21 protein-coding genes and 2 riboswitches are annotated in these 22799 nt (G+C 38.4%); of the genes, 8 read left to right on the top strand and 13 right to left on the bottom strand.

From position 1 onward, the window contains the following. Positions 1–20: 20 nt before the first annotated feature. Positions 21–1100: a type 2 isopentenyl-diphosphate Delta-isomerase gene (fni, locus tag B5D12_RS04470; RefSeq protein ID WP_143412035.1), complete on the top strand. Its 1080-nt coding sequence runs from the start codon at positions 21–23 to the stop codon at positions 1098–1100. 364 nt (positions 1101–1464) lie between these two features. Here fni and B5D12_RS04465 read toward each other — a convergent pair whose 3' ends face one another. From B5D12_RS04465 to B5D12_RS04455, 3 genes are all read right to left on the bottom strand, one after another. Beyond that, entirely contained in the window at positions 1465–2769 is a 1305-nt protein-coding gene (locus B5D12_RS04465) for a pyrimidine-nucleoside phosphorylase (RefSeq protein ID WP_078755690.1), read from the bottom strand. Positions 2770–2855: 86 nt separating this feature from the next. After that, on the bottom strand, positions 2856–3539 hold the full coding sequence (gene rpiA, locus B5D12_RS04460; RefSeq protein ID WP_078755689.1) for a ribose-5-phosphate isomerase RpiA: 684 nt from the start codon (positions 3537–3539) through the stop codon (positions 2856–2858). Continuing rightward, a complete protein-coding gene (locus B5D12_RS04455; protein ID WP_078755688.1) occupies positions 3536–4093 on the bottom strand; it encodes a flavodoxin domain-containing protein in 558 nt (185 codons plus the stop codon). Before B5D12_RS04455 ends, rpiA begins: the two co-directional genes overlap by 4 nt. 159 nt (positions 4094–4252) lie before the next feature. On the opposite strand from B5D12_RS04455, the gene B5D12_RS04450 reads away from it, so the two are divergent. Further along, complete coding sequence (locus tag B5D12_RS04450) at positions 4253–4930, top strand: CpXC domain-containing protein (RefSeq protein WP_078755687.1); 678 nt, start codon at positions 4253–4255, stop codon at positions 4928–4930. Between the two features lie 469 nt (positions 4931–5399). Here B5D12_RS04450 and upp read toward each other — a convergent pair whose 3' ends face one another. The 8 genes from upp to tenA form a co-directional block, all read right to left on the bottom strand. Continuing rightward, positions 5400–6038, bottom strand: a complete 639-nt coding sequence (gene upp, locus B5D12_RS04445; RefSeq protein ID WP_078755686.1) for a uracil phosphoribosyltransferase — start codon at positions 6036–6038, stop codon at positions 5400–5402. Between the two features lie 34 nt (positions 6039–6072). Beyond that, positions 6073–7299, bottom strand: coding sequence for a serine hydroxymethyltransferase (gene glyA / locus B5D12_RS04440; protein ID WP_078755685.1), 1227 nt, complete (start codon positions 7297–7299; stop codon positions 6073–6075). Between the two features lie 64 nt (positions 7300–7363). Further along, positions 7364–8392 (bottom strand): L-threonylcarbamoyladenylate synthase, encoded by a 1029-nt coding sequence (locus B5D12_RS04435; RefSeq protein ID WP_078755684.1) that lies wholly within the window; start codon positions 8390–8392, stop codon positions 7364–7366. A 4-nt stretch (positions 8393–8396) separates the two neighbouring features. Next, a complete protein-coding gene (prmC, locus tag B5D12_RS04430) occupies positions 8397–9257 on the bottom strand; it encodes a peptide chain release factor N(5)-glutamine methyltransferase (protein ID WP_159443860.1) in 861 nt (286 codons plus the stop codon). Then, complete coding sequence (gene prfA / locus B5D12_RS04425; RefSeq protein WP_078755682.1) at positions 9241–10320, bottom strand: peptide chain release factor 1; 1080 nt, start codon at positions 10318–10320, stop codon at positions 9241–9243. The genes prmC and prfA overlap by 17 nt, the downstream gene beginning before the upstream one ends. Positions 10321–10332: 12 nt before the next feature. Then, on the bottom strand, positions 10333–10905 hold the full coding sequence (locus tag B5D12_RS04420) for a thymidine kinase (protein ID WP_078755681.1): 573 nt from the start codon (positions 10903–10905) through the stop codon (positions 10333–10335). Positions 10906–11683: 778 nt separating this feature from the next. Then, positions 11684–12238, bottom strand: coding sequence for an energy coupling factor transporter S component ThiW (gene thiW, locus B5D12_RS04415; protein ID WP_078755680.1), 555 nt, complete (start codon positions 12236–12238; stop codon positions 11684–11686). Between the two features lie 25 nt (positions 12239–12263). Next, positions 12264–12941 (bottom strand): thiaminase II, encoded by a 678-nt coding sequence (gene tenA / locus B5D12_RS04410; protein WP_078755679.1) that lies wholly within the window; start codon positions 12939–12941, stop codon positions 12264–12266. Positions 12942–13043: 102 nt separating this feature from the next. Further along, positions 13044–13140, bottom strand: a riboswitch (TPP riboswitch). 622 nt (positions 13141–13762) lie between these two features. After that, positions 13763–13869, top strand: a riboswitch (TPP riboswitch). Between the two features lie 108 nt (positions 13870–13977). On the opposite strand from tenA, the gene B5D12_RS04405 reads away from it, so the two are divergent. The 6 genes from B5D12_RS04405 to thiE all read left to right on the top strand — a co-directional run bounded on the left by B5D12_RS04405 (position 13978) and on the right by thiE (position 18952). Further along, complete coding sequence (locus B5D12_RS04405; RefSeq protein WP_078755678.1) at positions 13978–14721, top strand: ABC transporter ATP-binding protein; 744 nt, start codon at positions 13978–13980, stop codon at positions 14719–14721. Then, on the top strand, positions 14714–15487 hold the full coding sequence (locus tag B5D12_RS04400) for an ABC transporter permease (RefSeq protein WP_078755677.1): 774 nt from the start codon (positions 14714–14716) through the stop codon (positions 15485–15487). Before B5D12_RS04405 ends, B5D12_RS04400 begins: the two co-directional genes overlap by 8 nt. Positions 15488–15489: 2 nt before the next feature. After that, positions 15490–16476: an ABC transporter substrate-binding protein gene (locus tag B5D12_RS04395; RefSeq protein WP_078755676.1), complete on the top strand. Its 987-nt coding sequence runs from the start codon at positions 15490–15492 to the stop codon at positions 16474–16476. Between the two features lie 92 nt (positions 16477–16568). Then, the gene (gene thiM, locus B5D12_RS04390) at positions 16569–17420 is read left to right on the top strand and encodes a hydroxyethylthiazole kinase (protein ID WP_078755675.1); all 852 of its coding nucleotides are present in this window, start codon (positions 16569–16571) and stop codon (positions 17418–17420) included. Beyond that, positions 17413–18264 carry a bifunctional hydroxymethylpyrimidine kinase/phosphomethylpyrimidine kinase gene (gene thiD, locus B5D12_RS04385; protein WP_078755674.1) on the top strand — a complete coding sequence of 284 codons (852 nt, stop codon included), beginning with the start codon at positions 17413–17415 and terminating at the stop codon, positions 18262–18264. The genes thiM and thiD overlap by 8 nt, the downstream gene beginning before the upstream one ends. After that, positions 18257–18952 (top strand): thiamine phosphate synthase, encoded by a 696-nt coding sequence (gene thiE, locus B5D12_RS04380; protein ID WP_078755673.1) that lies wholly within the window; start codon positions 18257–18259, stop codon positions 18950–18952. The genes thiD and thiE overlap by 8 nt, the downstream gene beginning before the upstream one ends. A 210-nt stretch (positions 18953–19162) precedes the next feature. Here the strand turns inward: thiE and B5D12_RS04375 are convergent, their stop codons facing one another. Together B5D12_RS04375 and B5D12_RS04370 are read right to left on the bottom strand one after the other, a co-directional pair. Continuing rightward, positions 19163–20638: a carboxylesterase family protein gene (locus tag B5D12_RS04375; RefSeq protein ID WP_078755672.1), complete on the bottom strand. Its 1476-nt coding sequence runs from the start codon at positions 20636–20638 to the stop codon at positions 19163–19165. Between the two features lie 396 nt (positions 20639–21034). Beyond that, complete coding sequence (locus tag B5D12_RS04370) at positions 21035–22798, bottom strand: ABC transporter ATP-binding protein (protein ID WP_078755671.1); 1764 nt, start codon at positions 22796–22798, stop codon at positions 21035–21037. Between the last annotated feature and the right edge of the window lies 1 nt (position 22799).

The following is a 22799-nucleotide window of genomic DNA, read 5'->3' as shown; positions in this document are numbered from 1 at the left end:
TCCATATGAAAGGAGCTATCATGTTTCAATCTCAATTACCATCATTTTCACAAAAACGTAAAGATGACCATGTAAAATATGCGTTAGAACAACAATCCCAAAAGAAAATTTCGGCCTTTGAAGGCATCCGCTTTGTTCATCAGTCTTTTGCCCCCTTAACCTTAGAGCAAATCCAACTGACGACTCATTGGGCTGATACCATTCATCAAGCACCCTTTTATATTAATGGCATGACCGGTGGCTCGGTTAAAACCAAACAATACAATGAAGCACTTGGTCGCGTAGCTGCCGCAACCGGTTTAGCGATGGCGACCGGTTCTGTCAGTGGGGCTTTAAGTGACGACTCCGTCCGCGATAGTTTTACCATCGTGCGCAAAGTCAATCCCAACGGTTTTGTGATGGCTAATCTCGGAGCTCATCATGATCTTGAAAATGCTAAACGAGCGGTCGATTTATTAGAAGCCAATGCCTTGCAAATTCACCTGAATGTCCCACAAGAAATTGTGATGCCAGAAGGTGATCGTGACTTTACGAGTTGGTCTAAAAACATTGAAACCATCGTACGTGAATTGCCCATTCCGGTTATCGTTAAAGAAGTTGGCTTTGGAATGAGTCGCGAAACGATTCAACATTTAATTCAATTAGGTGTTAAAAATATTGATGTCAGTGGACGTGGTGGGACAAACTTTATCCAAATTGAAAATGAACGCCGCGAAAAATTAGATTATCAAGCCATTGCCGGTTGGGGACAAACCACCCCTGAATCATTATTAGAAGCGCAAGCTTTCTTAAATCAAACCACCATCTTAGCTAGTGGCGGGATTAATGATTACTTAGACATCGTCAAAGCCTTAGCCTTAGGAGCCAATGCTGTTGGGCTATCCGGTCGTTTCTTGCAGATGGTTCATGAACAAGGCGTTGAGCAGTCCGTTGAAATGATTGAAAATTGGAAAGAAGCCATTCAACATTTAATGTTAATGTTAAACGCCAAATCTGTTAAAGAATTACACCAGGTTAATTTAATATTGCCTTCTGAACTACGGAACTGGGCCGAAGCACGCCAAATTGAATGGCGACATTTTGGAAATCGTCAACAATAATCATCACGACAATATCCTTTTTTAGCAACATTGTTGTTTAACAAGGGATATTGTTTTTTATTTTATTCTTTCCGCACTTTATTACTTCTGATTCAAACAAACTTTGATTTGCACAAGATCTCGAAAATCCTCTGTAGTTCACTTCTTGCCCACTCCCATCCAAAATTGACAGGTCTAACAAAAATTATTGGCTTAAGACCAAAAAATACAGTCCTTTTTTTAATCGAACGCCAATCATCTCTGAAGCGAATCCTATCCCCTATTCATAAAGAATCAATTTCTATCAAAACATCCTGAACCTCATGTTTGTCAACACAAAAAAAGCTGAAAGACTTCACTCTCGTCTTTCAGCACTGATTATTTATTAAGCTTCGGTTATCACTTCGTAGATAAGCGGTTCTTTTTTAGCAGAATCACTAATTGTTATCGCATCATACAAGCGTTGTTTAACTTCTTCAACGTCTTCTCTATTACTATAAATCGTTAATAAGGCTTCGCCTTTTTGTACTTTGTCGCCTACTTTTTTATGTAATATTAAGCCAACAGCTGGATCAATCTTATCTTCTTTCGTTTCACGACCAGCACCTAAAACCATAGCCGCTTCACCCACTTTATTCGCGACCCAATTACTTACCACACCGTCTGTTAAAGCTGGTAACTCAATCTTATATTGGGCTTGTGGTAATAAGGTAACATCGTCAGCAATCTTTTCATTGCCACCTTGATGTTTGATAAATTGTTTAAAGGTTGCTAAAGCTTGTCCATTCTCAATTTGAGTTTGTAACATTGCCTTCCCTTCTTCTAATGTTGATACTTTATTAGCGGCCATCAGCATTTGCGCCCCTAAAACTAAACACAATTCTACTAAATCAGCCGGTCCTTGTCCTTTTAAGGTTTGAATCGCTTCTTCCACTTCTAAGGCATTACCAATCGCATAACCTAAGGGTTCATTCATATTCGAAATCACCGCTAAGGTTTTACGTCCGACTTGATTGCCGATTTTCACCATGGTGCGTGCTAATTTTTCTGCTTCTTCCACGGTCTTCATAAAGGCCCCTTCACCGACTTTAACATCTAGGACAATCGCATCGGCACCAGCCGCAATCTTTTTACTCATGATGGAGCTGGCAATTAAGGGAATCGATTGTACGGTTCCAGTCACATCACGTAAAGCATATAATTTTTTATCCGCAGGCGTTAAATTACCTGATTGTCCGACAACGGCTACTTTATGTTGATTGACCAAGTCAATAAATTCTTCGATCGGAATTTCATAACGGAAGCCTTCAATGGCTTCGAATTTATCGACGGTTCCACCTGTATGGCCTAATCCGCGTCCACTCATTTTTGCCACAGGCACGCCACAAGAAGCGACTAATGGTGCTAAAACCAAGGTCGTGGTATCACCGACACCCCCGGTAGAATGTTTATCAACTTTGACCCCTTCAATGGCTGACAAATCAATTTGATCGCCACTTTCAGCCATGGCCATTGTTAAGTAACTGGCTTCTTCCTCGGTCATGCCTTTAAAATAAATGGCCATCGCAAAGGCACTCATTTGGTAATCGGGTATACGTCCATCAGTAAAACCTTCGATAATAAAGCGAATTTCAGCTTCTGTTAAAGCTTGTCCTGCTTGTTTTTTTTCAATTAATTCAACCATCCTCATTTTATTCACGTCCTTATCTTCAACTTATCTAGTTGTATTAGGCCTCATTGATTGCTCCTAATACATTTTAAATCTGCCATTAACTCTTATTGTTGACCTTCAATCACTTCAACCGTACCATCATTTTTTGCTACTAAAATACGATTAGGATAGTTAATGAATAATCCATGTTCAACAACCCCTACCATCGTTTTTAATTCGTGGGCCACTTGTTGTGGTTGATCGATTCTGCCTAAGTGTAAATCAATGATATAGTTACCAGAGTCGGTCACAAATAATGAATCTTTACCCTTTTTACGGAAAGATGGGTTCATGCCAGCATTTTCAAAAGCTCTAAAGATATTCCAACTGCCTGTTTGAATCACTTCTACTGGTAAAGGAAAGGCACCTAAATAATCGACGACCTTTTCTTCTGTTACTATCCAGATAATCTCATGACTATTTTCAGCGACAATTTTCTCGATTAAGTGGGCACCACCACCACCTTTAATACCTGACATCGAACGTAAACATTCATCTGCGCCGTCCACTAATAAATCAATGGAATTAACTTCATCCAATTGTGCTAGCGGAATACCTAATTCTCGTGCTTGCATTTCTGTTTGTTTGGAAGTAGGAACGCCCACAATGTTTGGCAATTCACCGTTTTTAACTCTTTGTCCCACTTCATCAACAAACCAGTAGGCCGTTGATCCTGTTCCTAAGCCTACTACCATCCCATCTTGAACATATTCCGCTGCTTTGCGTCCAACTAATTCCTTTGGATTCATTCCTCAAGCTCCTTTTCATTTCTTAAGATTTTATTTACCCAATCAATTAATAAAATAGTATTTTCTTTGTCTGTAAAATCATAAGTCGTACCATATTTACGCAGTAATCGTTCATTATCATCATCTAATGGCACATAATCAATCGATGTTAAACGCTTTTGTTTTACTTTTGATACCAAACTCTCCATTAATAGTAAGCGTTTGTATTGAATCGCTCCACGATAATGGAATAATTCGACTTTCTCAATAGTTGTATCTTCAAAGTTATTGTCTAATATGTCTTTAAAGTCAGTTAACTTAGGATTGGATAATCCCACTGTAAATAAAGCCCAATGTTTATCGGGATATTGTTTTACCCATTGTTCATACATCGCTGCGTCAGATAATTGACCTTCCAATAAGCAAGTACCTAAAATAATAATGTCATAACTAGCCAAGTCTTCTACTGAAACTTGAGCACTATCCACCACGGGGCAGCGTAATTTTTTTGAAATTTCAATTGCATATTTTTCAGTCGAACCATAACGAGAACTATGAATCACGATTATCTCCATCCATTATCACCTCTGTTTTGAAAATACTTTCACATTTACCATTATATCATATAGCAGATTGTTTCTAAAAGCCAGTATTGTATAGATTTTTTAAAAATCATTTAGGTATTAACTGATTTCTGTTATAATGATATTAACTTACAAAAAAGGAGAGAGTTTATGGCACCAAAAATGAAATTTAAATGTCCCGTTTGTCATCATGAAATAGAAAGACAATTCGATATCGCCATTAACACCCGTTTAAACCCTGATTTAAAAGAAAAATTATTAGACGGTACTTTATTATTATTTGAATGCGAGCATTGTGGCGCTAAACGTCATATTTCATCGCAATTTTTATATCATGACCCAGACAAAAAATTACTGTTCCATGTTGCGCCGCAATATAATGAACAACGTGAAGCGATTCAAGCACAATTAAACGATTTAATTAATAGTTTCCCCGTTTCAGTCGATGATTATGAAATGCGTATTATGTTAAACATGGCCGATTTAATGGAAAAAGTGCAAATTTATGATTCAGGCTTTAAAGATACTGAAATTGAGATGGTTAAAATGTTAACCGATGGGTTATTCGCCAAGGAAAATCCTACTGCTCAAGTGAAAAATCGTTACTTCTTCCTCAATAAAGAAGGGCAACCGAAGTTTTTATATGTAACGGATACTAAACAAATGATGGTTGATTGCCACCAACGATTACTAACCTTTATTCGCGATAAATTCAAACGTGCTTTGAAACAAAATACTAAAGGTCATTTCCGCATTATTAATCATGCATGGGCAGAAAATATTTTACAAAATAAAGAAACGGAAGGTTTTATCTTACCAGAAGATTAATCCCTTTCCTCATCCAAATTTATTAAAAAGTGAGGCTCAGGAAAACTATTGAAACTTCCATTTGGTTTCTTCTTATTGATAGTGCAGTGATTGAAAGGTCTCAAATTATGTGGGAGTAGGCAAATGAAGCGAAAATCATTTGATTTTCGACTTCTTGCCTACTCCCACTTTTTTATTTTCTTCACTAATCATCATGATTCAGTTTGATGCCCTGTCGCTTCTCTAATGTGCGTCATCATGTGGCGTAACCTTAAAATGCAATTAGCGTATGGCTACTTTGGTACAGTATTCATCAATGCGAACATAGACGCAATAATCCTTACAGATTGGCCAATCCGTTTTAAACATTATTTTCAAAAAGAAAAACCTTGTTCAGTGCAATTTATAAAGTGAACACCAAAAATTTTCAGTTAGAGACAAAGCTAACTGTAGGTTTTTACATTGCACCTGACAAGGTTTTTAATATTTATTATTTGGTACCAAAGATTCGGTCACCAGCATCACCTAAACCTGGTAAGATATAACCATGTTCGTTTAAGCGTTCATCTAGGGCAGCCGTGTATAAATCTACATCTGGATAAGTTTCTTGGAAAGCTTTAACACCTTCTGGAGCAGAAACTAGACAGACAAAGGTAATATTTTCTGGTTGCACATTATATTTGCTCGTTAATAAATCTAAGGCCGCAATCGCTGAACTACCGGTTGCTAACATTGGGTCAACAACAAATAGACGACGTTCACTAATATCTTGAGGGAATTTAGCAAAATATTCGACTGCTTCTAAAGTATCTTCATCACGGTATAAACCAATATGACCAATTCTAGCGGCTGGAATTAAGTCAACCATGCCGTCCACCATTCCTAAACCAGCACGTAAGATCGGGATAATTGCTAATTTTTTACCAGCAATTTGTTTTTGAACTGATTTTACTAATGGGGTTTCGATTTCTACGTCTTCTAATGGTAAATCACGGGTAATTTCATACGCCATTAACATCGCGATTTCATTGGTCACCTCACGAAATTGTTTCGTTGAAGTATTTTTATCACGAATAATTGTTAATTTATGTTGAATGAGTGGATGATCTACTACTTGAAATTTTGCCAAAATAATTCCTCCTTATTTTTCGCTAATATAATTTTTATGCCCAAGCAAACATCGGCCAATCTTTAACAAACTCGATGACCTGCTCATGTAATGTTGGTAATTCTGATTCATCGGCTTTTAATGCTGCGAGCATCATTTCTGCAATCTGAATCGCGTCTGCTTCTTTTGCGCCACGGGTCGTAATAGCTGCGGCACCAATACGTATACCACTTGTTTGAACAAATGATTTAGTGTCATTTGGAATTGAGTTTTTATTAACGGTGATGCCCACTTTATCTAAACGCTCTTGGGCCCATTTACCAGTAATCTCCAATGGCGTCACATCGACTAAGAAGAGATGATTATCCGTGCCACCTGAGATGACATTTAATTCGCTTTGACTGAATACTTTTGCCATTGCTTGCGTGTTTTTAATCACTTGTGCGGCATATTCTTTAAATGACGGATCTAATGCTTCACCGAAAGCGACTGCCTTAGCCGCAATCACATGTTCTAATGGTCCACCTTGAATTCCTGGGAAAATAGCGGAATTAATTGCTTTTTCATGTTCTGCTTTCCCTAAAATAATCCCACCACGTGGCCCACGTAATGTTTTATGAGTGGTACTGGTGACTACATCCGCATATGGTACTGGATTTTGATGTAAGCCTGCGGCTACCAGTCCAGCAATATGCGCCATGTCTACAAAATAAATCGCGCCTACTTTCTTAGCAATTTGACCGATACGTTCAAAATCAATTGCTCTTGAGTATGCACTGGCACCTGCAATAATCATTTTTGGTTGGCATTCTTCAGCTTTCTTTTCTAAAGCATCGTAGTCAATATAACCTGTTTCGTCGACACCATAGCTATACATTTCGTAAGATTGTCCACTAAAGTTAACCGGTGAGCCATGGGTTAAGTGCCCACCTTGTGCTAAGTCCATTCCTAATACGCGGTCACCCGGTTCTAGGAAAGCACGATACACCGCTAAATTGGCTGATGAACCTGAATGTGGTTGCACATTCGCAAAGTCAGCGCCAAATAATTTTTTCACACGATCGATTGCCAATTGTTCAAGTTGGTCAATATATTCACAACCACCGTAATAACGACGTCCTGGATAACCTTCTGCATACTTATTGGTTAAGATACTGCCTTGTGCCTTTAAAACTTCATCGGAAACAAAATTTTCTGATGCTATCAACTCAATGCCATTTTTTTGGCGATTGGCTTCTTTATTAATTAAGTCAAAAACGATACTATCTTTCATCATTTGCATACCCCCGTTTCTTCAACATATTATAACATAGATTAAAGTCGATGCCACTTATCATTTCATCATTTTATAAAAAAGTTTGAGTCAAATCGGCTGCTTTTCTCAAACGATTCATCATCGCATGACTGGCTGGTGAATCCGGAAAGCCTTGTGCGATAATAACCTGTGCGGTTGTTTGTTCTAAAGCTCTTAAACCGGCATATAATTGTTGAGTAGCCGAGACTAAATCCCCTTTTGCGCCATAAGAATGAGTGGCCACTATCTGTGAGTCATTACTAAGCGCTTGAAGGACGGATTCATCTGCTAAGATGGCCACTGGTTGTTTTAATGCTTCAATATATTGTAAGAATTGCTGTGAATCATCTGTTATTAAGACATGAACCGGTTGTTTAGGGCTATAATGCGTGTATTTAACTCCGGGTGACAAAACGCTCGTATCTTTTAATTGTTCTTCAGCTGTTTTTTCTTCGACTTGATAACCTAGCGCTCTTAAATCTTCTTTCGTAATCGCACCTGGACGTAAAATATTGATAACCCCCGCTCGTGGCAATACGACCGTCGATTCAACACCCACGGCTAACAGTTTTTCGCTCGGTTCGACTATGCCCGCAATTTTCCCTTGAAAGTCATGATAAACATGTTCCACTGCTGTTGGACTCGGTTTACCTGATTTATTGGCACTTGGTCCGACTAATGGAATGCCCGTAGCCTCAATCAACGCTAAAGTTTCTGGATTATCAGGCATTCTGATAGCGACAGTTTCTTGTCCAGGGGTCACACTTGGTGCTAACACCCCGGGTTTTTGTGGGAAAATAATCGTCAATGGTCCTGGCCAAAATTGCTTCATTAATTGTGCCGCAATTTCAGGCACTTCTGCCACATATTCTGCCACTTGTTCAATGCTGCTAACATGCACAATTAAGGGATTGTCTTGCGGACGACCTTTAGTTGCAAAAACACTGCTAACGGCGGCTTCGTTGGTCGCGATGGCTCCCAAACCAAAGACTGTTTCCGTTGGGAAAGCCACTAATTGCCCGGCTTTTAATTGGGCGGCTGCTTCATTTATTTGTTCTTTTTTATAAATTTTGGTATCCATTGCTTCACCCCTTCTGAGTATCGATTTTAATATAACGATCTAAACCGTTTAAATCTTGATGAACACTTATGATGGCATTAGGAAATGTTTTTTGAAAAATTGTTTGGACAGCACTGGCTTGTTTAAAGCCTATTTCTAACAAGATTTGGCCATTGTCTGATAAAAACGATGGCAATGTTTCGGCTAGGCGCTGATAAATAGCGAGACCTTGTTGCTCGGCAAAAAGTGCTGTAGCGGGTTCAAAACGTTTAACAGATTCATCCATTAAAGCTAACTCATCTTCAGCAATATAGGGTGGATTGGAGACAATTAAATCAAATTGACGTCCTGTTAAAGCAGACATTAAATCACTTTCAAGCCACTCCACTTGCACTTGATGATGCTGACCATTTTTCTGGGCTATTGCTAAAGCTGCTGGCGAAATATCAACCGCTGTAACTTGGTTTGGCGCCAATTGTTTGGCTAATTCAATCGCAATGATGCCACTTCCCGTTCCAATATCAATCACTTTGGCTTGTGGATGTTCCTTTAAAAACGCACATCCCATTTCAATTAGGCCGTAAGTGTCCTCCCGTGGAATTAAGGTGTCTGGTGTGACATAGTAAGTTTCCCCAACAAAATCAGCTTTTCCTAAAATATACTGAATCGGCTCGTGTTGGGCTAATCGCTTTAACACTTCGTTAAAGCGCATCGCTTGTTCATCATTAAGCGGCATGTTTAAGTTTAAAATCAATTGAGTATAATCCCAATCAAATGTCCGTTGCCAATAATCTTTAATCGGACTGTCTTGAATGCCGTTTTCTTGCAAAAAAACTGAAGCTCTTTGGAGAGCTTCAGCTAAAGTCATTTTAGAGCTTAGGACCATTGAGTTCCTCCAGTTTTTGAGTTTGGTCATACATGACTAAGCTATCAATAATTTCGTCTAATTTCCCATTTAAGATTGAATCTAATTGTTGGATGGTTAAACCAATACGATGATCGGTCACCCGGTTTTGTGGGAAATTATAAGTACGAATACGTTCAGAACGGTCCCCTGTTCCGACTGCTAATTTACGAGAAGCATCAATTTCAGATTGGGCTTCTGATTGCATTTGGTCGAAGACGCGGGCACGCAATACTTTCATCGCTTTTTCACGGTTTTTCAATTGTGAACGTTCATCTTGCATCGCTACCACGGTATTAGTGGGGATATGCGTTAAACGTACAGCTGAAGCTGTTTTGTTAACGTGCTGTCCACCTGCACCTGAGGCATGATAAATGTCCACTCGAATATCATTTTCATTTAATTCGAAATCAATATCTTCTACTTCTGGCATAACCACGACTGTAGCAGTAGAGGTATGGACCCGTCCTTGAGATTCCGTTTCTGGGACACGTTGGACACGGTGAGCACCATTTTCGAATTTTAATTTACTATATACTTTATGACCAGAAATCATAATGGATACTTCTTTATAACCACCGATACCGGTAATATTTGCATCCAAGACTTCCACATTCCATCCTTGGCTATCGGCATATTTAGTGTACATATTCAATAAGTCACCAGCGAATAATTGCGCCTCGTCACCACCAGCGGCCCCACGAATTTCCATAATGATGTTTTTACCATCATTTGGATCTTCTGGTAACATCATAATTTTAATTTCTTCTTGTAAGGTTTCACGTTCTTCTTTTAATTCCGCTAATTCCATTTTAGCCATTTCGGCCATTTCAGCATCAAGGCCTTCATTTAACATTTCTTCCGTATCCGCTAATTCTTGTTCTACTTGCTTATAGCGACGGATTTTTTCAACTTTTGGACGTAAATCACTTTCTTCGATTGTTAATTCACGTAAACGATTGGTATCGGCAATAACCGATGGGTCACTTAATAATTCTAATATTTCTTCAAAACGAAAAATTAGTGTATCTAATTGTTCAAACATAAAATTCCCCTTCTATCTTAACTCTCCTGGTTGGAAATAACATTTTCGGCAGACAGGTAAATATGATTCATTACCGCCAATTTGAATTTGTTCCCCTTCGTAAACCGGTTTGCCGTCAACAAAGCGTAAGTTCATCATGGCTTTTTTATGACAGAACCAACAAATGGTTTTAATCTCTTCAATTTTATCGGCATATAACAATAAATACTTAGAACCTTCGAAAAGTTCATTCGTAAAATCATTTTTTAACCCAAATGCCATCACTGGAATATCTAATTCATCTACGACTCGAGCTAATTGTAACACATGTTCCTTTGTTAAAAATTGTGCTTCATCGACTAAAATACAATAGCGGTGTCCTAATGCTTTAATACTTTCAAATAAATCCATGTCGTCCGTAATCGGAATCGCTTGACGCTGATAGCCGGTCCGACTAGCAACTGTTCCTACAGAAGTTCTAGTATCTAGAGCGCTCGTAAAAATTTCCACCTGTTTATTTTGTTCTTCATAATTATGTGCTACTTTAATAATTTCAAGTGATTTCCCACTATTCATTGCACCATATTTGAAAAAGAATTGTGCCATTAATAAGCCCTCCTCGTTACTACTTTCAACTATTCATAATAAAAGAAAAAAGCATTCTAGTCAATTGCTAAGATAGTAATTTAATTAGTTTTATCCGATGAAGGCGGTTCATAAGAATTCAATCTAATATTTTAGAGCGCACCCTCTCGCTGAAAGTGTATGTTACGGTGAAATTATGGGAGTGGGCAAGAAGTAGAAAATTAAATAATTTTCACTTCGTCTGCCCACCCCCGCACAGTTGAGTAGGTCTCAAATAAGTCGTTAAGACGCCATTTGAGACCACTCAACCACTGCGCTATTAACTAATGAACAATAATCTTAACTAAATTTATCAAGTTTATGCCCAGCCTCCTTCGATAATAATTTATTCACTAAAAGGTCTTTAACACTCCTTGGCAAATGAGGTCATCTGGTCATTCCATTAAACTAACCTTATTTCCTAATATAGGATAATCCCCCAGCCTAACGCCCACAAACTAGCTTTTTTCCCACTAAAGTAGAGCTCAACATGAGGACGAAAACAATTTAATTCAACAGGCTATCTTTTCCTTCACAAAAAAGTAGGCCTCAATTACTTGGATGGTGTCCCATCATAATGTGCCTTGCTTCTCACAAAAAAAGTAGGCCTCAATCACTTGGATAGTGGTCGCATCATAATGTGCTCTTGCTTCTCACAAAAAAGAGCAGGCATCAATAGTAAAAATCAGATTATTTTCACTATTTGCCTACTCTCGCAAATTAATATAATGTTATATAAGATTGGTTCCTACTGGACAAATTAGCGACCATTTTGACTGCTTAAAACACGCTCATCATCTGTTAAGAACAATTGTTGCATACGATGAAAAGCTGATAATTTGTTAAGTCTTTCGTACAAGACAAAAGCCGCTATCGCTCCCATTACACAAGCACCCATAAAACGTGGTGTATAAATCAGCCAGTGTAAATCCGTTTTGACTCCGGTAAACCAAACCATGACGGGGTAGCTTAATAATGACCCTACGACACCCGTTCCAATAAATTCACCTAGCGCTGCTGCCCAGAAGTTACGTGTCTTCCAATAACCTAATCCCGCAAATAATGCTCCAAAAACAGCACCTGTTAAGGCTAATGGTGGAATGCCCATCATTAACATGCGAATAATACCACAGATTAAAGCCATTAAAAAGGTATATAAAGGACTCATAAAACTGGCCGCAATAATATTAATGACACTCGACATTGGTGCCATCCCTTCAATTCTTAAAATTGGTGATAACACCACGTCTAAGGCAATCATCAGTGATAAAATCATTAGTTTTTGAGTTTGTTTATGTGTATTTATTTTAACCATTCCCTCTCATCATTAATTATTAATTTTATTTTTCGTATCGGGTTTCCCAATCTTCACCGTCATAGCACATAGTCCAGAATTGATATTCATAGTAAGACGTTTTAATAATGATTTCTTCTAGACGTTTTAAGGTTGCTTCTGGTAAATCTTTAGCCATCTCGTCCATTAAATTTTTCATATCAGTAGCTAAAGTTTGGAATTCTTCGCCCGCATACATATCAATCCATTGCTGGTAAGGATTATTTTCAGGACTTTGCTTCGCTAATGCTTCGCCGACATAAGCGTATGACCAAGCACAAGTTAATAAGGCTGTTACCGCATATTCTGCGCCACCCGCTTGGGCATGATTTAACATATAAGAAGTATAGGCTGTATTGGTTGGCCACATTTTCGTTTGTAATAATTCTGCTTCACTAATCCCAAATTGAGCTGAAAATTGACGATGTAATTCCATCTCCATCTCTAAGGTTCCAAATAATGCTTTTGAAAAACTGCGCATCATCGATAAATCGGTCGACTTCGCTACGCCTAAAGCCATTAATTTTGAATACTCCACTAAATAAACATAATCTTGTGTTAACCAACGTTGGAATTTCTCTTTAGCCAGCGTACCTTCTCCTAATCCTTTTACAAATGGATGTTCTAAATACGATGCCCAAATCGCTTCAACTTTTGGAAACACACGTTCAGTAAATTTTGTCATGACGCTATTCCTCCTTATATTTTAGGAACAAAAAAATACCCACCTTTAAAGATAAAGTGTGCGCATTAAATCGGGTGCAGTCCAACAAAATCAAACTGGCTGATTAAATTAAGCACACTTCCCTACGTCAGTATTAACTGAATCAGGTTCAAAGGGTCAATTTCTCTCTCAGCATTTTCATGCTCCCCTAGTGTCACTATTAGACTAGCAAATTAATCTTGGATTGTAAAGAGGGAGCTTTTTTAATAAATAAGACCTGGGCGTAATCTTAATAATTTAGTGCAGTGATTGCGCGGTAATTAAAAGCGCAGGGTGTGAGAGGTCTCAAACTGCGTCTTAAATAGACTGGAGATAAACTAGCAAATTTCAGTCAAGAAATTGTGCGGCAATTAAAAGCACAGACGATGATAGGGTAGGCAGATGAAGAGAATATCACTTGGTTTTCTGCTTCTGGTCTAGTTACAACTGTGCAGGAATAGGCAGACGTAGCGAAAATCATTCATTTTTCTACTGTTGGCCTACTCCCTTACAACCATGTCATTGATCAAAGATGAACATAATCGATATTCTATTTCCATCGCCTGTCTGGTCAATAGGCATCGTCATGAACCTTCTTAATTTGGTTCATTGTAAACAGCATCGTTCACTTTTTAGTACCACTAGTAATCATGACCTTACTTATATTACTTTTTTATAAGTCATGAATTCAATCTATTGTTCAACTTATCTGCTTGACATTAACTATCACTTGATTTATTCTAATAATCAGTTAGAGTTTCTTTGTGAAATCAAAGGGTCTCTTTTAACAATTGAATCCATTTATTTTAAACTAGGGGAGCCAATGCGCTGAGAGTAGGTTTCTGAAATGTTCCTTGACCCTTGACCTGATGTAGTTAGTACTACCGTAGGGATGTTTACAATTTTGTTTTACTGTACACATTTTGATCAGTTTGATCAGTCAAGACTCAGTATGCTTCGGGCCGGTTTCCTAGAAACGGGTCTTTTTTTTGGGCAAATGGATAGAAAGGAGTTTCAGATGATTGAAATAACAAACGTCTCATTTACCTATCCTGACTTTAAAGGCGAGAAGACGTTACAAAATGTCAACCTCAATTTTCCTAAAGGTGAGTTTATTTCATTAATCGGTAAAAGCGGCAGTGGTAAGAGTACGCTATTTAAATTACTGACCACGCAATTTCAACCAGATGCGGGCCAGATTCTCTTTGCTGGACGACCGATTCAATTAGGTGATGTCGGTTATATGCCACAAAAAGATTTACTACTTCCTTGGGCGACAATTTTGGAAAATGTTAGATTAAGTGGCAAACTTGATAAGCAGCATCCAGTTTCAAAAGAAAAAGCGTTAGAGTGGCTAGATAAGGCGGGTTTAAAAGATTATGCCTATTCCCTACCAAAAGATCTCTCGGGTGGAATGCGTCAGCGCGCCGCTTTCGTACGGACGATTCTGGCCAATAAGCCAGTTTTACTGCTCGATGAACCTTTTGGAGCATTAGACAGTTTTACACAATATGAAATGCAACAATGGTTACTATCACTGTGGCAAGAATTAAATAAAACAATTGTTTTTATTACGCATAATATTGATGAAGCAGTGCTTTTAAGTAATCGGGTCTTTTTATTACAAAACTGGCATAATGGCAACGATACTCAAATCAAAGAGTGGCACATTGATCTGCCACGTCCACGACCGAAAGACATCCGTTATCATGCTCAATTTATTGAGTATAAACAAGCTTTGGAGGTGGCCATCCATGAATAAACTACGACAGTTAATTCAACGTTACTGGCCTTTCTTATCTGTTTCAGCTGTGTTATTAGTCATTATTGAATGGGCCGTGGCGCGTGAATGGGTACCAAAGTTTATTATTCCGAGACCAAGTGATGTTATTAAGACCCTCTTTACCCAAGCGCCGCAACTATGGACACACACTCAAGCGACTTTATTAGAAGTCATCGTTGGCGTGGCCATTTCAATCGGACTGGGTTTATTGATTGGAATTCTATTATATTATTCTGATTTTATCGAGCGGGCATTTTATCCTTTTGTCCTAATTTCGCAAACAATTCCGACTATCGCCTTGTCCCCAATCTTTGTGTTATGGTTTGGCTATAGCTTATGGACCAAGGTGGCGATTATCTTTTTGATTACCTTTTTCCCCGTCGTAGTGAGTGTCTTCGATGGCTTAAAACGAACGGATGAAGAGTATCTCGAATTATTCAGAGTGATGGGTGCGTCAAAATGGCAAATGTTTAGCCAATTACAATGGAAATTCGCCCTACCGTCTATCTACTCTGGTTTAAAAATGTCAGTTGTCTATTCTTTAATCGGGGCAGTCATTGGTGAATGGCTTGGTGGCTCGGAAGGTTTAGGTTATTATATTCGTCGGATGTCCAGTAGTATTAAATCCGAAGGCGTGTTTGCCGGTATTTTGGTGCTATCCTTAATCGGTATTCTATTATTTAATCTCGTCGGATTATTAGAAAATCGTTCATTAAAATATTTAAATACAGAAAAGAGGAAATAAAAATGAAAAAATTAGTTGTTAGTGTTTTAAGTTTATTAATGGCCTTAACGGTGTTACCATGGATGCCGCAATCAGTGCAAGCAGAAGAAATGATGGATTTATCACTCATGTTAGACTGGTATCCAAATGCGAACCATGTGCCAATCTATGTGGCGATTAAAGAAGGTTATTTTGAAGAAGAAGGATTAAACTTAACAATTAATATGCCTGCTGAAGCAGATGATCCAATTAAATTAGCGGGTGCGGGACAAACTGATATTGCGGTAAGTTATCCAGCGGTATTAATGCAAGCGGTAGCTGAAGGTATTCCTGCTAAAGCCATCGGTTCATTAGTACAACAACGTTTAGATGCTGTGATGTACAAAAAAGAGTCTGGTATTACGACACCAAAAGATTTAGAAGGTAAAAAAGTAGGTTACTCAGCAACTACTATTTCTGAAAATATTATTGAAGCCATGATGGAACATGACGGTGCAAGTTATGACAAAGCGGAAATGGTGAACGTAGGATGGGACTTAATCCCTGCTTTAGCAACCGATAAAGTCGATGCTTTAATTGGAGCTTACACTAACCACGAATTGTTAATGTTACAAAAAGAAGGATATGACGTGGATTACTTTGACTTCACGGAGTATGGAGTACCAGATTCTGATGAATTAATCTTCGTTGCGGGAAATGACACCATCGAAGCCAAAAAACCAGAACTACAAGCATTTATGCGTGCATTGAAAAAAGGTTTTGATAAAGCGTTAGCAGATCCTGAAGCAGCGATTGAAACAATTTTTGAAAATGAAGATAATGCCTATGTATTAGACAAAGAAATTGAAATTCAATCTTGGGATTTATTACAAGATTACATGGTAAGTAAAGGTGACTTTGGTAACCTAGTTGTTGATGACTATGTAGCCTTTGCTAAGTTCTTAGCTGATAAAGGTTCAATTGCCAAAGAATTAACTGCTGAAGAGTTAATAGAAGATTTAAGTAAATAATCAATGAGTGGAGGGTCAGTAGCAAATAGAAAATCAGTGGTTTTCAAATTAGCTACCCCTCCTATCTTTTATAATAGAAAGTTGGATAAGTTATGCATGAGCAAATGACGTTTTATCTCAATCAAATCGTCGAACAAAACCCTTTAATCAATTGTTTAACTAATAAAGTGACCACCAATTTCCAGGCCAATGCCCTATTAGCCATTGGTGCTTCACCGATTATGACCGATGAACCGGATGCTAGTCCTTTAGTATCGGCACAATCTCAAGCGATTGTCATTAATATCGGTTCCCCATTTAATCAAGATAAAATGGAGGCGATTGAGCTTTCCATAAAAGCGGCCATTGACAAACAAATTCCGGTCATCATCGATCCGGTCGGAGTAGCGGCACTTTCCAATCGTCTTGCTTATATTGAACATTTACTAAGCGAATACGAGATCGCGGCTGTTTGCGGTAATTATTCCGAAATTGCTGCCTTAGCTGGAGCGAAAAGTAATGGTAAAGGTGTGGATGGTGGTCATCCTGAAGGTGAAATGACCGATCATTTACTAAAAGTAGCCAACCTTTATCAAACAGTGGTGGTGGCCACTGGCAAAACTGATTATATCGCTAATCAAACTGCTGTCTATGCCCATCAATATGGCGACGCTTTACTCGGTTATGTGACCGGCACCGGCTGTGTCGCGACGACCATCGTCGCTGCTTTTATCAGTCAAGCGCCTACGCCAGCTGACTATTTAACGGCTGCCACTTTAGCGACCGGATTTTATGCTTGGTGTGGAGGCCGGGCAGTTCAATTGACTACCGGACCTGGTGATTTACCAATTCATTTATTAAACCAATTATATGAACACTCAGTCAAAGCAAATAATAAAAAAACATCTGATAAAGAATTAACAAACTTAACAATTACACAAGAAAGGATGTCAAGCAATGACTAATACACATTATCCAGTGGTCATGACCATTGCCGGTTCAGACAGTGGCGGTGGCGCTGGAATTCAAGCGGATTTAAAAACTTTTATGTCTTTAGAAACCTTTGGTACTTCTGCTTTAACGGCCGTAACGGTGCAAAATACTTTAGGGGTTCACGGCATTCAACCAATGGATTTAGAAATTATTAGTGGGCAAATTAATCATGTCGCGAATGACTTCCAAATTCAAGCCGTCAAAACTGGAATGTTACATGATAGTCAAGTGATTCAAACAGTAGCTGAAGCTATTAAACAAAATAATCTGCAAAGTCGTTTAGTGATTGATCCGGTGATGATTGCGAAAGGTGGTGCTTCATTATTATTAGAAGATGCTCAAGATACTTTACGCACACAGTTATTACCATTAGGAAAAGTGATTACACCTAATATTCCAGAGGCGGAAGTTTTATCGGGCATCGCGATTACTAATGATTACGAACGCCAACAAGCAGCTGAAAAATTATTAACCTTCGGTGTCGAAGCGGTGGTCATAAAAGGCGGTCATCGTTATTCAACAGATAATTTAGCTGAAGATTATTTCCTCAATCAACAAGGCAAGGCCTTTACTTTAACCAGTCCGCGTATTGAGACACCACATACCCATGGTACTGGCTGTACGTTCTCAGCGGCTATTACGGCATTTTTAGCAAAAGGATTATCGGTTGAAGAAGCAGTCTATCATGCAAAAGCCTATATTCATGCTGCCATTAGTCACACGCTCGGTATCGGACACGGCCATGGTCCAACCAACCATTGGGCTTATGCAAAAGATCCACAAGCCGCATTGAAAGAGGTCACGATTCATGAATAGATGTCAATGGAGTACATTAAAAAAAGCGCCACAACAAGACGCTTTCCCTATTTATTTTATTTTGGGTACGCAACAATTTCCGCAATTAGAAAAAGCCGCACAAATTGAAAATTTCCTAGCCGTACTAACAGAAGCTTGCCAACATGGCATTCGTTATTTTCAATTTCGTGATAAAGATGGGTCCATTCTCACGGATACGGAGCGATTGGACCTAGCACAAAAAGCACAAGCCATCTGCCAACAATACAATGTCATTTTTTTCATTAATGATGATGTTGAAATGGCCATTCAACTTCAAGCTGATGGCTTACATATCGGTCAAACAGATCCACAAGCACAAAAAGTACGCGATTTAATTGGTGATAATATGCTATTAGGCGTGTCTGCTCACACTGTTGAACAAGTGCAACAAGCGATTGAAGATGGTGCAGATTATGTTGGCTGTGGCCCAATTTTTACCACTCAATCAAAAGTAAATGTCCGCCCGGCTATAGGACCTGAATTATTCAGTCAATTACAAGCCGTTAATCCTGATTTTCCGGTCTTTGCGATTGGTGGCATTCACTTAGACAATGTTGCACAAGTTCAACAAATGAATCCTGATGCGATTTGCGTTATTTCTGAAATAAGCGCATCCGACGATATTGAGTTGGCCATTCAACAATTAAGCCACTCTCAAACTATTTAATTATACGTATTACTTTTATAAACCTTTGGCATTTTTATAACCAGTGAATACTTTCCACACAGCTTTTATTTGCCATTCATTGTTCCCGAATAAAATGCCAACAAATTTAACCTAGCAGACAACTGATAGTCAAGGCTAAACTTCTCATTGAAGTCAGGTCCGGATTATCCTTCACTGCTAGGTTTTTTGTTACGCACTGGAACGCATTAATTATTTACCTAAATGTTCAATCGTCATTACTTCCGGGATTTCATCAACATCTATTGCACCAGTTTTAATAAAACCAGCTAATACCGCACGAAATTGACGTCCATAATAATCAACATCTTCTTTGGTCATCCCTAAAAGAATTGGCGATTGCGAGTGGTTATTGCCAAAAGCTAAACTCAAATCAATCGTATGGCTAGCACCTAAGAGGTGCCCTTCTCCCCAATGCATTAAATAATAATACATCGCTCTTTGCGAATTGGCATAACGTTGCGCAAAAGATTCCGCACCGTTTATAAAAATATCATGTGACAATGTTTTTAATTTCTGTTCGATCAAGCGTTTAATGCCAGGTAAACTGCCTGCTATTTTTAAATAACTATCTTCGCCAATAAAAGCCGCTGCTTCACGCGTCGTGGCTCCAATTAAGACATCTAAGCGTTGCGTAGCTTCTGTCCAAGCTGCTTCAGCCTCTTCCTTCGTTGGTAATGGATACACGCCATAATGTGGTGCAAAGAACATATTTTTGGCATAACCCTCTTCGTCTATATTGGCTATAATTTGATCTTGTTTCGCTAGTATTTCTTCAAGCGTCGCGTCGATAGGTAATTGGTTATAAGCCGTTAACATTTGACGATTTAATTCATCACGGTCATCCATCGTCGCAAAAGGTGAACTGGCAATGATTACTTTTTGGAACAGTTCTTCTGTACCTTGTGCAATCATTAAATATTGGACTGCATTGGCACCAGCTGATTCGCCGTAAAGCGTCACTTGTTGGTTATCGCCACCAAAATAGCCTATATTACGATGAATCCATTTTAAAGCTTCTATTTGGTCTAATAACCCTAAATTAGCGAAATGTCCGTCACGGTCTCTTAAATAACCTAATACGCCCAGACGATAACTAATACTCACCACAATTATGCGATGTTCCGATACTAGTAATTGCGGGTCATAAGATTTTATATCGATACCCCCATTTCCATAACCACCACCATGAATCCATACTAACACTGGAAGTTTCTCATTTGGTTGAATGTCTTTTGGCAATGTAATGGATAAATACTGTCCAAATTCATCTTGAGGAATCGCATCATATTGGACTCCACCATAGAACTCCTCAAATCCCGAGCGATTTTGTACACTTAAAGGAGCGGGTGTCATCATATCGAAGACCCCTTCAGGATAGGTATACTTTTCAGGAACGCCGTAACGTTCTGAAATGGCATAACGAATTCCTTGAACGCGCAGAACCGTTTCGTCTTCCCATCCTCTAAACGTGCCATTATCAGTCTGCCACTGTAGTTTTTGACGACTATTTTGAATGTTAATTAAATCTCTCATAGTCGGTTGAATCCGATAAGTACCTAATGGTAGTCGCTGTGCTAAATCGACTTTTTTATAAGTCCAAGCAGCTAATCCAAGTGCTCCTAAACTACCTAATCCACCTAAAATAAATTTTTGGTATGTTTTCATATAATAGTCTCCCTCGGTAATAATTAATTGACTCAATGTAAATTTATCATATCAAAATCCAGTTCGACTGACTAGCCTTAGGTATTCATAAAATCGGTCATATTCCCACATCAACCATAAAGAAATCACGCTTCGCCCCAAGTAATCGGTATCCATCATCAACTACTCTCCGTTAAAACAGAGAGTTTGTCCTAAACATGGTGGTTGTACAAACGACGTAATATCTCCAACCGTTTAAGGAGAAAATCCCCCCAACTAACCAGCATCAAATTTAAAAGCTATCAAAATCTTCGCAATCAAAATTAGGATTGCAATTCATTTGATAGCTTTGTCACTACCTGTTACTGAGGCTGGACCTAAACTTTTTAATTCTGTTCAGTCATACCTCGACGGTGCTTATTTCGCAAATTGACTTTGATACAATTCGTAATAAAAGCCTTTTTGATCTAATAAGCTTTGATGGTTCCCTTGTTCAATAATTTGACCATCCTTCATCACTAAAATACGGTCAGCTTCTTGAATCGTTGAAAGTCGATGGGCAATCACAAAACTTGTCCGCCCTTTCATTAAACGAGCCATTGCTTTTTGAATAAGTTGCTCTAAACGTGTATCGACTGAACTGGTTGCCTCATCTAAAATCAAGATTTTTGGATTCGATAATAACGCACGGGCGATGGTTAATAATTGCTTTTGTCCTAATGAAATATTACTTGATTCTTGATTCATTAGCATTTGATAACCACCTGGCAAAGTACGGATAAAATGATCGACATTGGCTGCTTTAGCTGCTGCTACAATTTCTTCATCGGTCGCATCAAGATTACCGAAGCGTAGGTTTTCATTAATGGTTGCTTCATATAACCAAGCATCTTGTAAAACCATACCGAATTGTTGACGATATTCTTGTCTTGGTAAATCGCGAATATCAATGCCATCCACTTTAATAGAACCCTTAGTGACGTCATAGAATCGCATTAACAAATTAATCATCGTTGTTTTACCGGCACCGGTTGGCCCGACAATCGCCACCATTTCTCCGGGTTGCACTTCCACATTGAAGTTTTGAATTAAGGGTTGATCTGGATTATATGCAAAGGAAACATTGTCGAATTGCACATGCCCTGTTAAAGGTTTGGTTAAATGTTGAGTAACTTCTGACACTTCTTCCTCTTCATCTAACACTTCAAAAATACGATCAAGAGCTGCTTTAGCGCTTTGTAATGGACCCGATAATTGAGTAATTGTTTGAATCGGTTGATTGACTTGCCATACATATTGTACAAAAGCTTGCAAGTTACCAATCGTTAATTTACCTGCCATCACCATTTGACCACCAAAGAAGGCTAATAATAAATAAGTAATATGAGAGACGATGCTGACAAAAGGCACCATTAAAGATGAAATAAAACTTGCTTTAAAACCAGTTTGTTCTAAGTCATCCGTAATACGACGAAAGTCTTCACGTGCATTATCTTCACGACCATATAATTTAATGACATTAAAGCCAGAGAAATTCTCTTGAATATAACCATTCATTTCTCCTAAGATTTTAGCTTGTCGTTTGAAATAAGGTTGTGATTTTTTCAAAATTGCTTGCGCTACAAAATAGGAAATAGGCATACTAATAAAAATGATGGTACCTAATAAAGGATTTAAAATTAACATCATCACGATAACAAGCACAATACTTAAAATCGCATTAATGATTTGTAAAACACCTTGTTGTAAAGCATTGGATACAGACTCAACATCATTCGTTAAACGTCCTAATAAATCACCAAATGAATGACCATCAATATACGAAACAGGTAGTTTATTTAATTTCGAATTTAAATCGCGACGAATATCATGCATCGCTCCTTGTACTGCTTCCGTAATATAGTAGTTAGAACCATAAGTGGTTGTTTGCCATAATAACCCTCTAAAGAAGTAAATGACTAACCAGATTAGGATAAAACGATAGTTAATCCCTGCACCTGGAACGCCTTGCATCATTTCTGTGACATTTTGAGTAATCTCCGTCATAATCAAACCTAATACATAAGGTTCTAGCACATTCATAATGGCTGCAAATACTGTATAAAATAAAGATAAAAATACCGCAGAGCGATAGTGTTTCAAATAATCCCACGCTCTTAAAAAGACATTACGTTGTTTCATT

The sequence above is a fragment of the Globicatella sulfidifaciens DSM 15739 genome (assembly GCF_900167405.1).
Taxonomy (GTDB): domain Bacteria; phylum Bacillota; class Bacilli; order Lactobacillales; family Aerococcaceae; genus Globicatella; species Globicatella sulfidifaciens.
Note: the sequence above shows the minus strand (reverse complement) of the source record. Positions and strands in the feature narration are given on the sequence as shown.